11 protein-coding genes are annotated in these 14,049 nt (G+C 70.9%); 9 read left to right on the top strand and 2 right to left on the bottom strand.

Annotated features, from left to right (window positions below):
* Positions 1-24: 24 nt before the first annotated feature.
* Positions 25-1,179 (top strand): cystathionine gamma-synthase, encoded by a 1,155-nt coding sequence (locus tag EDF21_RS05125; RefSeq protein ID WP_123570505.1) that lies wholly within the window; start codon positions 25-27, stop codon positions 1,177-1,179.
* Between the two features lie 100 nt (positions 1,180-1,279).
* Here the strand turns inward: EDF21_RS05125 and EDF21_RS05120 are convergent, their stop codons facing one another.
* A complete protein-coding gene (locus EDF21_RS05120) occupies positions 1,280-3,148 on the bottom strand; it encodes a cell wall-binding repeat-containing protein (RefSeq protein WP_123570504.1) in 1,869 nt (622 codons plus the stop codon).
* 94 nt (positions 3,149-3,242) lie between these two features.
* Between EDF21_RS05120 and EDF21_RS05115 the strand changes: the two genes are divergently transcribed.
* From EDF21_RS05115 to EDF21_RS05090, 6 genes are all read left to right on the top strand, one after another.
* Complete coding sequence (locus EDF21_RS05115; protein WP_123570503.1) at positions 3,243-4,625, top strand: MFS transporter; 1,383 nt, start codon at positions 3,243-3,245, stop codon at positions 4,623-4,625.
* A gap of 178 nt (positions 4,626-4,803) precedes the next feature.
* On the top strand, positions 4,804-5,823 hold the full coding sequence (locus tag EDF21_RS05110; RefSeq protein WP_233568360.1) for a LacI family DNA-binding transcriptional regulator: 1,020 nt from the start codon (positions 4,804-4,806) through the stop codon (positions 5,821-5,823).
* Between the two features lie 332 nt (positions 5,824-6,155).
* Positions 6,156-7,706 carry a multiple monosaccharide ABC transporter ATP-binding protein gene (gene mmsA / locus EDF21_RS05105; RefSeq protein WP_056046505.1) on the top strand — a complete coding sequence of 517 codons (1,551 nt, stop codon included), beginning with the start codon at positions 6,156-6,158 and terminating at the stop codon, positions 7,704-7,706.
* Positions 7,703-9,070: a multiple monosaccharide ABC transporter permease gene (mmsB, locus tag EDF21_RS05100; protein WP_043592911.1), complete on the top strand. Its 1,368-nt coding sequence runs from the start codon at positions 7,703-7,705 to the stop codon at positions 9,068-9,070. The genes mmsA and mmsB overlap by 4 nt, the downstream gene beginning before the upstream one ends.
* Positions 9,071-9,180: 110 nt before the next feature.
* On the top strand, positions 9,181-10,278 hold the full coding sequence (locus EDF21_RS05095; protein WP_056046504.1) for a sugar-binding protein: 1,098 nt from the start codon (positions 9,181-9,183) through the stop codon (positions 10,276-10,278).
* Between the two features lie 92 nt (positions 10,279-10,370).
* On the top strand, positions 10,371-10,928 hold the full coding sequence (locus EDF21_RS05090) for an MOSC domain-containing protein (protein WP_056046502.1): 558 nt from the start codon (positions 10,371-10,373) through the stop codon (positions 10,926-10,928).
* A 46-nt stretch (positions 10,929-10,974) separates the two neighbouring features.
* Here EDF21_RS05090 and EDF21_RS05085 read toward each other — a convergent pair whose 3' ends face one another.
* Positions 10,975-11,541: a TetR/AcrR family transcriptional regulator gene (locus EDF21_RS05085; RefSeq protein ID WP_043592905.1), complete on the bottom strand. Its 567-nt coding sequence runs from the start codon at positions 11,539-11,541 to the stop codon at positions 10,975-10,977.
* 360 nt (positions 11,542-11,901) lie between these two features.
* Between EDF21_RS05085 and EDF21_RS05080 the strand changes: the two genes are divergently transcribed.
* Positions 11,902-13,131, top strand: a complete 1,230-nt coding sequence (locus tag EDF21_RS05080) for a multidrug effflux MFS transporter (protein WP_056046500.1) — start codon at positions 11,902-11,904, stop codon at positions 13,129-13,131.
* Between the two features lie 85 nt (positions 13,132-13,216).
* Complete coding sequence (locus EDF21_RS05075; RefSeq protein ID WP_123570502.1) at positions 13,217-13,927, top strand: phosphatase PAP2 family protein; 711 nt, start codon at positions 13,217-13,219, stop codon at positions 13,925-13,927.
* Positions 13,928-14,049 lie beyond the last annotated feature (122 nt).

The following is a 14,049-nucleotide window of genomic DNA, read 5'->3' as shown; positions in this document are numbered from 1 at the left end:
CCGTCCCCCTCGAAAGGACATCCCATGACCCACGGCTTCTCGACCAGGGCGATCCACGCCGGCCAGGACTTCGACCCCACCACCGGTGCCGTCGTCCCCCCGATCTACCAGTCGTCCACGTTCGTCCAGGACGGCATCGGCGGGTTCCGCGGCGGCTACGAGTACGCGCGGTCGGCGAACCCGACGCGCGACTCGCTGCAGACCCTGCTCGCCGACCTCGAGGGCGGCAGCGCCGCGTTCAGCTTCGCCTCGGGGCTGTCGGCCGAGGACGCGCTGCTGCGTTCGGTCCTGGCGCCCGGCACGCGCATCGTCATGGGCAACGACGTCTACGGCGGCACGCACCGCCTCGTCAACCGGGTGTGGGTGCCCTGGGGCGTCACGCTCGACACCGTCGAGATGAGCGACCTCGACGCCGTGCGTGCCGCGGTCCAGGCCGCCCCGACGGCCGTGCTCTGGGTCGAGACCCCGAGCAACCCGCTGATGAAGATCAGCGACATCGCGGCGCTCGCCGAGATCGGGCACGCGGCCGGGGCCGTCGTCGTCGTCGACAACACGTTCGCGTCGCCGTACCTGCAGCAGCCCCTCGCGCTGGGGGCCGACGCGGTCGTCCACTCGACGACGAAGTACATCGGCGGACACTCGGACGTCGTGGGCGGCGCGGTGATCGTGCGCGACGACGAGCTCGCCGCGAAGGTCGGCTTCGTCCAGTTCGGCGTCGGTGCCGTGTCGGCGCCGATGGAGGCGTGGCTCACGGTGCGCGGCATCAAGACGCTCGGCGTGCGCGTCGACCGCCACTCGTCGAACGCCCTCGCCATCGCCCGGGCCCTCGAGGGGCACGCGGCGGTCGAGCGCGTCTACTACCCGGGGCTCGAGTCGCACCCGGGCCACGAACTCGCCGCCCGGCAGATGCGGGCGTTCGGCGGCATGCTCTCCGTGCAGCTGAGCGCGGGTGCCGCCGCGGCCCGACGGTTCGCCGAGTCGACCGAGCTGTTCCAGCTGGCCGAGTCGCTCGGCGGCGTCGAGTCGCTGATCGGCTACCCGAGCGAGATGACCCATGCCTCGGTGCGCGGCACCGAGCTCGAGGTGCCCGACTCGATCGTGCGGCTGTCGGTCGGCATCGAGGACGTCGACGACCTGCTCGCCGACGTCACGCAGGCGCTCGCCCGCCTCGACGCGTAGGCGCCCTCGCGAGAGACGACGGAGGCGCGGTGCGGGTGGTCCCGCACCGCGCCTCCGTCACGTGGCCACGTCGAGCGCGTCCGTCAGGGGCGGGCCTCGGTCAGAGCCCGGCCTCGACTGCGGGGCTGACGGCGTTGGGGCCACCCAGCACGACCAGGCCGTCGGTGCCGAGCTTCGTCAGGGCGGTGCCCACGCTCACGGGCAGCGCGTCGGGTCGCGTGAGCAGGACGGGACCGCCCAGCCGGCCCGCGGTCGGTGCTCCGGCGAGCGCGTCGGGGAAGTTCACACCCGTCGAGACGAACGCCACGTCGGAACCGGCGGGGTAGCCGGCGGCGGCGATGACGGCCGAGGTGTCGAAACGGTCGGCACCCGAGAGCCGCGACGTGGGCGCGACGGCCTGGAGCTGGGCGATGACCGATTCTCCCACCGCGTTGACCCCGCCGAGCACGACGATGCGTGCGGGGGCCAGCCGGGTGAGCTCGGCCGAGACCGTCTGCGGCAGGGCGTCGGGCCGCGTGAGCAGCATCGGGCCCTTGTCGGGGCCGCCGGCCAGGGCTGCGCCCGAGAGGGCGTCGGGGAAGTCCAGACCGGTCGCGACGTAGGCCGTCCCGCCCCGACCCTTCGGGAAGGTCGTGCTCGAGATCGTCGCAGACGTGTCGAAACGATCCGCACCCGAGACACGGGTGACGCCGGCGGCGCCGGTCGTCGCGATCTGGGAGAGCTGCTGGCGGACCGTGTCGGAGACCGCGGCCACCCCGCCCAGGACGACGACGCGTTGCGGGCGGAGCTCGGCGAGTTGGGCGCGGGTCGCGTCGGGCAGGGTGTCGGGGTAGGTCAGGAGGACCGGAGCGCCCCGGTAGCCGGCGGCCGCGCCCCCCGCGAGGGCGTCGGGGTAGGTGCTGCGCGACGCGACGTAGACCAGGGGGATCGAGGCCTTGGCCGGGGCGTTGCCGTTCACGACGACCGGCGGGGTGAACGCGCTGGCGGCGATGGTCGCCGCGGTGGCGAAGGCGTCGGCTCCCGAGAGACGGCCCACGGCCGGGGTGGTCGGGCGGGTGAGGGCCGCGAGGTCGGCCTCGGTGCCGTTGAACACGTCCTGGTCACCGGGGTAGGGCGAGTCCTCGGTCTGGGACCACTGCCAGAACGTCCAGGTCGCGAAGGACGAGGTCGGCGGGGCGACCGGGGTGTTCGTGGTCGCCGTCGGGTAGTACGCGACGAAGAGGCGGTCCTTCGGGAACGCCGAGCTGTTGCCCGTGCACGAGCTCCAGAAGTCCTGGTTGGTGTAGATGAGCGGCTGGACGCCCTGCTGGGCGACGACGGTGCCGATCCACGACTGGATCCAGGTGACCATCTCGGATTGCGACAGCCCCCAGCAACGTCCACCCTGCTTCGTCGGGTTGGTCGACACCTCGACGTCGAGAACCGGCGGCAGCATGCCGGGCTCCCAGGCGGTGGCGTTGTCGAGGAAGAACTGCGCCTGCGGTGCCCCGGACGAGTAGAAGGGCAACGCGTAGTGGTAGAAACCGGCCGTCAGCCCCGCCGCCTGTGCGCCGGCGAACTGGGCGGAACGGTAGCGGTTGGTGCTGCCGGTGGGGTTGCCGTTCGTGTAGGTGCCGGGCACGCCCTCGGAGGCCTTGACGAACGTGAAGCGGGCGCCCGCCGAACGCGCGGCGGCGAAGTCGGGGGACGGCTGGTACGAGCTGACGTCGAAGCCGGGCACGCCACGAGGAGGCGAGACGGCCGCGGCGCGGGAGAGGCGTTCGTCGGCCCCGTCCCGGGTGCCGCCCGATGCCCCCATCTCGTGGTCGGAACCCGCGTCCTGCTGGGCGAGCGTCGGGGACGAGGTCGAACCGGCGGTGACGGGAGCCGCGACGGCGACCGTGGTCGTCCCGAGCCCAAGGACGACGCCGAGGGCGACCGTCAGGGCGAGACCGCGGACGGACCCGGCACGGTGAGAAGAAGTGGACACGAGAGAGACCCCCAGACGCAGGCGACGCCCCTCGCCGCCTGAGGGCGATCCTAGGGGAGGGGGTGCCGTCGGTGGCTCGGCCTAGGCTGACGACATGACCGACGCCGCCGCCGTGAGCACCCGCCCCGAGGGCGTGCTCAGCGGTCGGTACCGGCTGGCCACCCTCGGCATGTGCGCCCTGATCGGCATCGCGGCGTTCGAGTCGCTCGCGGTCACGACGATCATGCCGATCATCAGCCGTGAGCTCGACGGCGAGGCGCTCTACTCGCTCAGCTTCGCGGCCCCCCTCGCGTCCGGCCTGGTCGGCATGGTGGCGGCGGGCAACTGGGCCGACCGCAGCGGGCCGCGCGTCGTGGTCATCGCCTCGATGCTGCTGTTCGCCGTCGGGCTGCTCGTCGTCGGCACCGCGCCCGACATGGTCGTGCTGCTGGTCGGCCGTCTGGTGCAGGGCGTCGGCTCCGGCGCGGTCATCGTCGGCCTCTACGTCATGGTCGCCCGGCTCTACCCGCCGGGCCTGCACCCGTCGATCTTCGCGGGGTTCGCCGCGGCCTGGGTCGTCCCGGGTCTCGTCGGGCCACTCGTCGCGGGCGTCGTGGCCGAGACGGTGGGCTGGCACTGGGTCTTCCTCGGTGCACTCGGCCTCGCCGTGCCCGCGTTCTTCGCCGTCCTGCCGAGCCTCCGTCGCGTCCCTCCGCCCGTGGTGGCGGAGGGTGGGCGGCGCGTGCCCTGGAGCATCGGTCGCATCCTCTGGTCGGTCGGCGCGGCCCTCGGCGTGCTGGCCCTCAACCTGGTCTCCGAGTTCCCGACCTGGTTGACCGTCGTCGTCATCGTGGTGGCGGTGGTCGTGCTCGCCGTGGCGCTCAGGCCCTTGTTGCCGCCGGGCACGCTGCGCGCCGCGCCGGGGCTGCCCACCCTGGTGCTGCTGCGCGGTCTCGTGGGGGCGGCGTTCCTCGGCAGCGAGGTCTACATCCCGTACATGCTCTCGGCCGAATACGACTTCAGCGCCTCGGCCTCCGGCGTGACGCTGACCCTGGGAGCGCTCGGCTGGGCGTTCGCGAGCTGGGTGCAGGGCAGGCTCGGCGACCGGGTGGCCCAGCGCGACGGCATCCGCATCGGCATCGTCCTCGTGCTCCTCGGCGTCGTGGTCGCCGCGCTGACCCCCCTGTTCCACCTGCCCCCGGCCTTCCTCATCGCGACCTGGGCCGTCGCCGGATTCGGCATGGGGTTCATGTACCCCCGCTTCTCGGTGCTCGTCCTCGCGCTGTCGACCGAGTCCGAGCGCGGGTTCAACAGTTCGGCGTTGACCATCGCCGACTCCACCGGTTCGGCCGTCGCGCTGGCCTTGACCGGCGCCGCGTTCGGGGTGCTCGGCGGCGCGTCCAGCCCCCTCGCCTTCGTCGCCTGCTTCGCCGTCGGCACGGGCGTCGCGGCGCTCGCGCTCGCCCTGAGCGGCCGCGCGGTGCCCCGGGGACGGTGACCGCGCCTCCTGCCCGCCGATGGTGCCGCCGCTCCGCCGATGCCGGTGCCGGCGCCGGGCGTCGCGACGGGGCGGTGACCCCCGTCCGGGACGTCGGCGACCTCCGGGGAATGCATAATGGTCTCCGGACGACGATGTGTACGGTCACATCGCCCGGTCACAGAGCGACGGAGCGACGGTGAAGCCTGACATCGACAAGGTGCGTGCTCCCAACATCCGCGACGTGGCCGCTCTCGCAGGGGTCTCGTACCAGACCGTCTCGCGTGTGCTCAACGACAGTCCGAGCATCCGGCCGAGCACGCGGCAGAAGGTGCTCGACGTCATCGACGAGATCGGCTACCGACCGAACCAGGCCGCGCGGGCGCTGGTCACCAGCCGGTCGAAGGCCATCGGCGTGCTCACCCTGCAGAACGTCCACTTCGGTCCACAGACGATCGTCAACGCCATCGAGGTCGCGGCCCGGACGGCCGGCTACCGGCTGAGCATCGCGAGCACGACCACGGTGTCGGACGACGTCCGGGCGAGCCTGCAGTTGCTCACCAACCAGGCCGTCGAGGCGATCATCGTCATCGCCCCGCAACGCAAGTTCTTCGACGTGATCGACGAGCTCGACCTCGACGTCCCCATCGTCGCGCTCGACTCGACGCAGCGGGCCCGGGCGCACAGCCTCTCGGTCGACCAGTTCGAAGGCGCGCGCCTCGCCACCCGGCACCTGATCGACCTCGGCCACCGGCACATCGTGCACGTCGCCGGACCCCAGGACTGGATCGAGGCCGACGAGCGGATGCAGGGCTTCCTCTTCGAGATGGGCGAGGCCGAGTTGTCCATCGAGCCGCCCATCCTCGGCGACCTGACCGCCGACTTCGGCTACACGGCCGGGCAGGAGCTGCTGCGTCGCCGCGACTTCACCGCCGTGTTCTCGGCCAACGACCTGATGGCCGTGGGGTTGCTGCACGCCTTCCGCGAGGCCGACGTCGACGTACCCCGCGAGGTCAGCGTCGTCGGCTTCGACGACTCGCCGACCGCACCGCACCTGTGGCCGCCGCTCACGACCGTGCGTCAGGACTTCGCCCTGATCGGCCGACGAGCCGTCGAACTCGTCGTGGCCGAGCTCGAGGGCGGCACGGTAGTCGACCGCACCCTGATCCCTCCGGAACTGGTGGTGCGCGGGTCGACCTCGCGCCCGTGGTTCCTCTGACGGCCCGTCACCGCACGGCGGGACGAGCCGTCAGGAGGCGCGGCGCGCGTCGGTCGGCCCGCGTTCGATAACGGATCGGCATCGGCATTTGACAGCACACCCTCTCGGGATTAGCTTTGCTCCAGTCGCAGTGTGAACGGTCACATTCGGCGGGTCCGGCCCCTTCGCCAGGCTCGACGGACGGCCCGGCACGGTGGCGACGAATCACAGGATGCCCGTCGGTGCACATCACCGGCGGACGACGACGAGGTCGAAGGTCGAGGACGACGTGCCCAGTGCCGTGACGCAGAGCGAACAGCTCGCGAGCAGCCACATCCCCGGGGGTGCCCCGCATGGGCGTTGACTCTCCCGTCATCCTCGAGATGCGCTCCATCACGAAGGAGTTCCCGGGCGTCAAGGCGCTCGACGACGTGTCGATGCAGGTCCGCGCCGGTGAGGTGCACGCGATCTGCGGCGAGAACGGCGCCGGCAAGTCGACGCTGATGAAGGTCCTCTCGGGTGTCTACCCGTTCGGCACCTACACGGGCGACATCGTCTACCAGGGTGCCGAGATGCGCTTCCGCGACATCCGCTCGAGCGAGTCGCAGGGCATCGTCATCATCCACCAAGAGTTGGCGCTGATCCCCGAGCTCTCGATCACCGAGAACATCTTCCTCGGCAACGAGCCGACCCGCTTCGGGGCCATCGACTGGCGCGCGGCGAAGACGAAGGCCATCGACCTGCTCGCCCGCGTCGGCCTCAAGGACGACCCCGACACCGCCATCAAGAACCTCGGCGTCGGCAAGCAGCAGCTCGTCGAGATCGCCAAGGCGCTGAACAAGAACGTCAAGCTGCTGATCCTCGACGAGCCGACCGCGGCCCTCAACGAGGCCGACTCGCAGCACCTGCTCGACCTCATCCGCGGCCTCAAGGGTCGGGGCATCTCGTCGATCATGATCAGCCACAAGCTCAACGAGATCGAGGCCATCGCCGACTCCATCACGATCATCCGTGACGGCAAGACCATCGAGACGCTCGACGTGAAAGAGGACGGCGTCAACGAGGACCGCATCATCCGCGGCATGGTCGGCCGCAACCTGGCCAGCCGTTTCCCCGACCGCACCCCGAAGATCGGCGAGGTCTTCTTCGAGGTCAAGGACTGGTGGGTGCGCCACCCGCAGACGGCCGAACGCTTCGTCTGCAAGGGCTCGTCCATCACCGTGCGCAAGGGCGAGATCGTCGGCCTGGCCGGCCTGATGGGCGCCGGTCGCACCGAACTCGCGATGAGCATCTTCGGTCGCTCGTACGGTCAGTTCGTCTCGGGCGAGATCGTCAAGGACGGCCGCAAGATCGAGATCAAGAACGTCTCGGACGCGATCGACAACGGCCTGGCCTACGTCTCCGAAGACCGGAAGGTGCTGGGGCTCAACCTGCTCGACGACATCAAGCGCTCGACGGTCGCGGCCAAGCTCACCAAGATCTCGAAGGCCTCCGTGGTCAACACCTACGAAGAGCATTCGATCGCCGAGGACTACCGGAAGAGCCTGCGCGTCAAGACCCCCACGGTCGACGAAGGGGTCGCCAAGCTGTCCGGCGGCAACCAGCAGAAGGTCGTCCTGGCGAAGTGGATGTTCACCGACCCCGACCTGCTCATCCTCGACGAGCCCACGCGAGGCATCGACGTGGGCGCCAAGTTCGAGATCTACAACATCATCAACCAGCTCGCGGCCCAGGGCAAAGGCGTGATCGTCATCTCGTCCGAACTGCCCGAGTTGCTGGGGCTCTCCGATCGCATCTACACGATCTTCGAGGGTTCCGTCACGAACGAGATCGAGGCCTCCGAGGCCGACGCCGAGACGCTCATGCGAACCATGACCTCGAAGAAGAAGGAGCAAGCCGCATGAGTGGCATCAAAGACCTGAAGAAGGTGTTCGGCGGCAACACGTCGAACGCGCGCCAGTTCGGCATGATCGCGACGCTCGTCGTGGCCATCCTGATCTTCCAGGTGCTGACCGACGGGCTCACCCTGCAGCCCACGAACCTCATCGCCCTGGTCAGCCAGTACTCGTACATCCTGATCCTCGCCATCGGCATGGTGATGGTCATCGTGGCCGGTCACATCGACCTCTCGGTCGGTTCGGTCGCCGCCTTCAGCGGCATCGTCGTCGCCAAGGCGATGGACAGCTGGGGTCTTCCGTGGGGTGCCGCGATCCTGCTCGGCCTCGTGGTCGGCGTGGTCATCGGTGCCTGGCAGGGCTTCTGGGTCGCCTACGTCGGCGTCCCCGCCTTCATCGTGACGCTGGCCGGCATGCTGCTCTTCCGCGGTGCCAACCAGTTCGTCGGCAACGCCGACACCATCCCGGTCCCCGAGGGCTTCACGGTCATCGGCGCGGGTTACCTCCCCGAGTTCGGTCCGAACACCGGCTACAACAACGCGACCCTGCTGCTCGGCCTCGTCATCATCGTCGCCGTGGTCTACAACGAGTTCCGCCTGCGTCGCATCCAGCAGAAGATGGGCTCCGAGCGGGCTCCCCTCTGGGTCAGCGCCGTCAAGCTGGTCGTGCTGGTCGCGATCATCGCCTACGCCGCGACGCTCTTCGCCGGCGGCCGCGTCGGGACGTCGTTCCCGATCTCGGGCATCATCCTCGGCGTGCTCGTCCTGGTCTACGGCTTCGTCACGCAGAACACGATCTTCGGTCGGCACATCTACGCGGTGGGTGGCAACTCGCACGCCGCCGAGCTCTCGGGCGTCAAGGCGAAGCGCATCAACTTCTTCGTCATGATGAACATGTCCGTGCTCGCCGCCCTGGCCGGCATGATCTACGTCGCCCGTGCCGGTGCCTCCGGCCCGCAGGACGGCCTCAACTGGGAGCTCGACGCCATCGCCTCGGTCTTCATCGGTGGCGCCGCCGTCGCCGGCGGCATCGGCACGGTGACCGGCTCGATCGTCGGTGGTTTCGTCATCGCCGTGCTGAACAACGGCCTGCAGCTCATGGGCGTCGGCTCCGACAAGGTGCAGATGATCAAGGGCCTCGTGCTCCTGATCGCGGTCGCGGTCGACGTCTACAACAAGAGCCAGGGTCGTCCTTCCATCACCGGGTTCCTCACCCGGGGCCTGCGTCGCGACAAGAACGGCATCGCGGCCTCCGACCTGCCCCCGGGCGCCCAGAACGGCGTCGGTCGCGACGCCGAGACGACCGAGCCCGCCCTCACCCCGAACGGCGACATCTCGGACGTGCAGCGTCCCAAGGCCACGACGCCCAACTAGACCCACCACCCGCGCGCCCGTCCGTCGACGGCCGGGCGCGCCTCCACCGGGAGTCCGCACCGCGGGCGACCACACGGCATCACCCCTCACAACGAGAAAGTAGACACAGCATGCGCAAACTCGCGCTGACGACCTTCGCGGTCGCCGCAGCAACGACGCTGATCCTGAGCGGCTGCTCGAACTCGGCCCGCACCGACGCGGGTTCGGGCGACGCGGCCTCGGGCTTCGAGTCCGGTTCGACCATCGGCGTGGCCCTGCCGGCCAAGACCAGCGAGAACTGGGTCCTCGCCGGCGACCTGTTCACCAAGGACCTCACCGACGCCGGGTTCAAGCCCGACGTGCAGTACGCGGCCGCCAGCGGCACCGTGGCCAACCAGCAGGACGAGATCCAGTCCATGGTCACCAAGGGCGCGAAGGTCATCATCATCGGCGCGGCCGACGGTGGCCAGCTCGGCACCCAAGTCAAGGCCGCCCACGACGCCGGCGCCGTGGTCATCGCCTACGACCGCCTGATCCTCAACACCGAGGACGTCGACTACTACGTCGCGTACGACAACTTCAAGGTCGGCGAGCTCCAGGGCCAGGCTCTGCTCGACGGCATGGCCGCGAAGAAGGCCGACGGCCCCTACAACGTCGAGCTGTTCTCCGGCTCGTCGGACGACGCCAACTCGAAGGTCTTCTTCGACGGCGCGATGAGCGTCCTGCAGCCGAAGATCGACGACGGCACCCTCGTCGTCGCCTCGGGCCAGACCGACATCAAGCAGACGGCGACCGACGGCTGGAAGCCCGAGAACGCCCAGCGCCGCATGGACTCGCTGCTCACCAGCACCTACGGTGACAAGGAGCTCGACGGCGTCCTGAGCCCGAACGACACCCTGGCCCGCGCCATCATCACCTCGGTGAAGCAGGCCGGCAAGGACATCCCGACCGTCACCGGTCAGGACTCCGAGGTCGAGTCGGTCAAGTCGATCATGGCCGGCGAGCAGTACTCGACCATCAACAAGGACACCCGCAACCTCGTGAAGCAGGCCGTCGCGATGGTCAGCTCGCTCAGCAAGGGCGACAAGGCCGAGACGAACGACGACGAGTCGTACGACAACGGCAGCAAGGTCGTCCCGGCCTACCTGCTGCCCCCGCAGATCGTGACCAAGGACAACGCCGCCGAGGCGTACGCCAACGACACGACGCTCGAGCCGCTCACCAAGTAGCACCCCCGCTGCCCTCGGGCAGCACCGGCACCGGCCGGGCACCCCGCACGGGGTGCCCGGCCGTCGTCGTCGGCGGGCGGTATCGTGCGTCCGTGGACACCGACCGACGAGCGCAGGAGGCGCGGGCCGCGTCCGCGACGCCGGTCACCGTCGAGTCGCTGCTCGCCTCGCCCCGGTCCCGCTACGTCGGCCGCCCCGCCGACGGCCCGGCCCCGGCCCCGACCACGGGCCCCGAGTCGCACGACGCCGTCACCGTGCGCGCCCACCTCGGCATCGTGGGCGACCGCTACTTCAACGCCCCGGCGCACCGCGGGGCCTCGGTCACCCTCTTCGCCGCCGAGCAGCTCGGGTACCTGGCCCGCGAGCTCGGCCTGCCCGAGGGCACGGTGCTCGACGCCGCCCTGACGCGTCGCAACGTGGTCGTGCGCGGCATCGACGTCGACGCCCTCGTGGGTCGCGAGTTCGACCTCGACACGGGCGACGGCCCGGTGTCGTTCCGCGCGAACCGGGCGGCGAACCCGTGCGCGTGGATGGACGTGGTGTTCGGCGCGGGGGCCTTCCGCGCGCTCCGGGGCCGCGGGGGAGTCCGATGCGAACCGCTCACCGACGGGGTGCTGCGCGTGGGGCCGGGACTGCTGCGCGCCTCCTAGGCGGCTGGGCGGCCCGCCGAGCCGTCGGAACGGGGAGCGCTGCGGGTCAACCCCACCAGGTGGGCAGCATGAGGTTCATGGTGTCGAGCAGGGCGCGGCGGCTCGTCCGCTTGCCGCCGAGCCAGGCCTCGACGGCTCCCACGAGCCCGTGTGCCAGGTGGCCGGCGGCGATGTGCACCGCGAGCCCCTCGGGGAGGCTGCCGGCGGGCAGGCCGGCGAGGTGCTGCACGCTCGACTCCTCGAAGTGGCGGGCCAGCGCCTGGTGGATCGACGCGTCGAGCGGGTCGGGCAGGGCGAGACGGTAGATCTCGCGGTACCGCACGACGTGGTCGACGACCTTCTCCATCGCACGCCGCGTCGCGTCGGGGCCGTCGGCCCGGCCGTCGAGCCGCAGCGCGTGGTCCTCGTCGCGGATGGCGTCGAGCTCGGGGGTGAGCACCGCGGTGAGCAGGCTGCCGGGCGAGGTCGCGTGGCTGTAGAACGTCGCGCGGTTGATCCCCGCGGCCCGGGTGACGTCGGCGACCGAGATGCTCGACACGGGCCGGGTCGAGGCGAGCTCGACGACGGCGGCGTGCAGTGCCTTCGTGGTCTGGACGATGCGCGCGTCGACCATGGACGTTCCTCCTCGGGTGCTCGGACGGGACGATCGCGTCCGAGGCCAGGTCGAGCCTAGACCGGGCCGACGCGCCGACACGGCACGGCGCGAGCCGCCGAGGCGGAAGGGCTGTCGCGGGGGTGCACGGCGGGGTTAGGCTGAGAACCGACGGGTGTCGTGCAGCGACGCCGTTCCCCTCCCTCCTCCCACCCCCTCCGATCTCGTGGTGGTCGTGCGCGACGGCCGGGTCGCATCGATTCGAGCCGCGAGCCGGCCTCGTCGTCGTGGCCGCGCCTCCTCGCGTGCCCCGATCCGTGACCGCCCCGTGCCCTCCCTCCGTGACCGCCCCTCCGCGACCCCCCAGACAGGACCTGCCTCGTGACCACCGTCGTCCACCCGGGTGACTCCCTGACCCGCCGCCAGCGGCTCGTCTACGTCGTCGTGCTCGGCGCGCTCACCGCGCTCGGGCCGTTCACGATCGACCTCTACCTGCCGGCGTTCCCCGAACTCAGCCGGGACTTCTCCGTCGACAGCGGCGTCATCCAGCTGACGCTGACGGCGACGACGATCGGCTTCGGGGTGGGGCAGCTGCTGGTCGGGCCGTGGAGCGACAAGGTCGGCCGTCGCACGCCGCTGATCGTCGCGACCGCCGTGCACATCCTCGCCAGCATCGGCGCCGCCAGCGCGCCGACCATCGAGCTGCTCGCCGTGTTCCGGGTGCTGCAGGGCATGGGTGCCGCCGCCGGGGGCGTCGTCGCCATGGCGACGGTGCGCGACCTGTTCGGTGGGCTGCCGCTCGTGCGCATGCTGTCGCGTCTCGCCCTGGTGAACGGGCTCGCCCCCATCGTCGCGCCCGTGATCGGCTCCCAGCTGCTGGCCTTCACCAGCTGGCGCGGCATCTTCGTGTTCCTCGTGGCCTACGGCGCGTTCGTGATCATCGCCGCGATCTTCCTGATCGTCGAGACCCTGCCGCCCGCCCGGCGGCACGAGGCCGGGCACACGACGCTCGGACAGCGCTACAAGGTGCTCTTCAGCGACCGGATCTTCGTCGGCGTCGCCCTGATCGGGGCGATGGTCTTCTCAGGCCTGTTCTCGTACCTCTCGGCCTCGTCGTTCCTCTTCCAGGAGGTCTACGGCCTGAACGCCCAGCAGTACGGCTACCTGTTCGCGATCAACTCGCTCGGGATCGTCGCCGGCGTCCAGATCAGCTCGCGGCTGGCCCGGCGGGTCGGGCCGCAGTGGATCCTCGCCTGCTCGACGATCGTCCTGCTGCTCGCCGCCGCGTCGATCGTCGTGCTCGACTCGCTCGGTGCCGGGCTCGTGGGCATCCTCGTGCCGCTGTGGTTCTTCATCGCGGCCTGCGGCTTCTCGTTCCCGCAGGTCCAGGTGCTCGGGCTCGCCAACCACGGCAAGGAGGCAGGGACGGCGGCGTCGTTGCTCGGCGCGCTGAACTTCGGCCTGGCGGGGCTCATCTCGCCGGTGGTCGGGTTCCTCGGCATCGGGTCCGCCGTGCCGATGGGCAGCGTCATGGTCGCCACCTCGTGCGTGGCCATCGCGAGCCTGTGGCTGCTGGTGCGCCCGCGGACGGTGCCGGCGCTGGGTCGCTGACCCGCGCCTCCCGGTCGTCCGTCGTCGAGCGTCGACGACCGGCGCCTCCCGGTCGCCGACCCGCGCCTCCCGGTACCGTCTGGGGATGCGCACCGACCCGCTCGCCCCGAAGCCCGCCTCGCCGTCCGAAGAACGGGTGGCCCGCCGCGTGCAGCGCCGCTGGTGGGTGTTCAGCGCGCTCGGCGCCATCGGCGTCGTGCTGCTGCTCGGCGTCGTGATCACGGCCCGGGCGGGGGTGATCGGCGTCGACGAGCGGTTCATGGGCGAACTGGTCGAGCACCGCAGCCCGTTCTGGGACGTCCCCTCGTTGATCTTCAACTCGATCGGCGCGGGCGTGGTCGGCGTCTTCGTCGTCCCGCTGGGCGTCGCCGCGCTCTTCCTGCTGCGCCGTCGCCCCTGGGCCGCGCTCTACTGGATCGCCGCCTGCGCGCTCAGCGCGGGCGTGGTCCAGGTCGTCAAGCACACGTTCGGCCGGGCCCGTCCCGAGGACATCCTCGTGGTGAGCGACTACGGCTCGTTCCCCTCGGGCCACACGTCCAACGCCGCGACGCTGGCCGTCGTGCTCGGGGTGATCCTGCGACGCGTCTGGGTGTGGGTCGCAGGCGCGGCCTACACGGTGCTGATGCTGCTCAGCCGCACCTACCTCGGGGCGCACTGGCTGACCGACACGATCGGCGGACTGCTGATCGGTGCCGGGGTCGCGGTCGTCCTCTGGGCCCCGGTCGCGCACCGGCTGCTCGACGAGCAGGAGCGCGTGCGGGGTCGCGGCTGGATCTGGCAGGGGCGCCGCGCCTGACGGTGCCGCTCGCGGGGTCGATGACGGGGGCGCTCGCGGGGTCGATCACGGGCGGGTCCGGACGAGGCCGGCGTGCGGCGTCGCCCGGTGTGGCCGAACTCGCCCGGACCGCGGTGCGCAGG

Source organism: Frigoribacterium sp. PhB118, assembly GCF_003751725.1.
In the GTDB taxonomy this organism is placed as follows: domain Bacteria; phylum Actinomycetota; class Actinomycetes; order Actinomycetales; family Microbacteriaceae; genus Frigoribacterium.
Note: the sequence above shows the minus strand (reverse complement) of the source record. Positions and strands in the feature narration are given on the sequence as shown.

Excerpts from the sequence above, each read along its gene's own strand:
- EDF21_RS05085 (WP_043592905.1), bottom strand. The coding sequence starts at position 11,541 with ATGGTCGACGCGCGCATCGTCCAGACCACGAAGGCACTGCACGCCGCC.
- mmsB (WP_043592911.1), top strand. The coding sequence starts at position 7,703 with ATGAGTGGCATCAAAGACCTGAAGAAGGTGTTCGGCGGCAACACGTCG.
- mmsA (WP_056046505.1), top strand. The coding sequence starts at position 6,156 with ATGGGCGTTGACTCTCCCGTCATCCTCGAGATGCGCTCCATCACGAAG.
- EDF21_RS05125 (WP_123570505.1), top strand. The coding sequence starts at position 25 with ATGACCCACGGCTTCTCGACCAGGGCGATCCACGCCGGCCAGGACTTC.
- EDF21_RS05115 (WP_123570503.1), top strand. The coding sequence starts at position 3,243 with ATGACCGACGCCGCCGCCGTGAGCACCCGCCCCGAGGGCGTGCTCAGC.
- EDF21_RS05075 (WP_123570502.1), top strand. The coding sequence starts at position 13,217 with ATGCGCACCGACCCGCTCGCCCCGAAGCCCGCCTCGCCGTCCGAAGAA.
- EDF21_RS05095 (WP_056046504.1), top strand. The coding sequence starts at position 9,181 with ATGCGCAAACTCGCGCTGACGACCTTCGCGGTCGCCGCAGCAACGACG.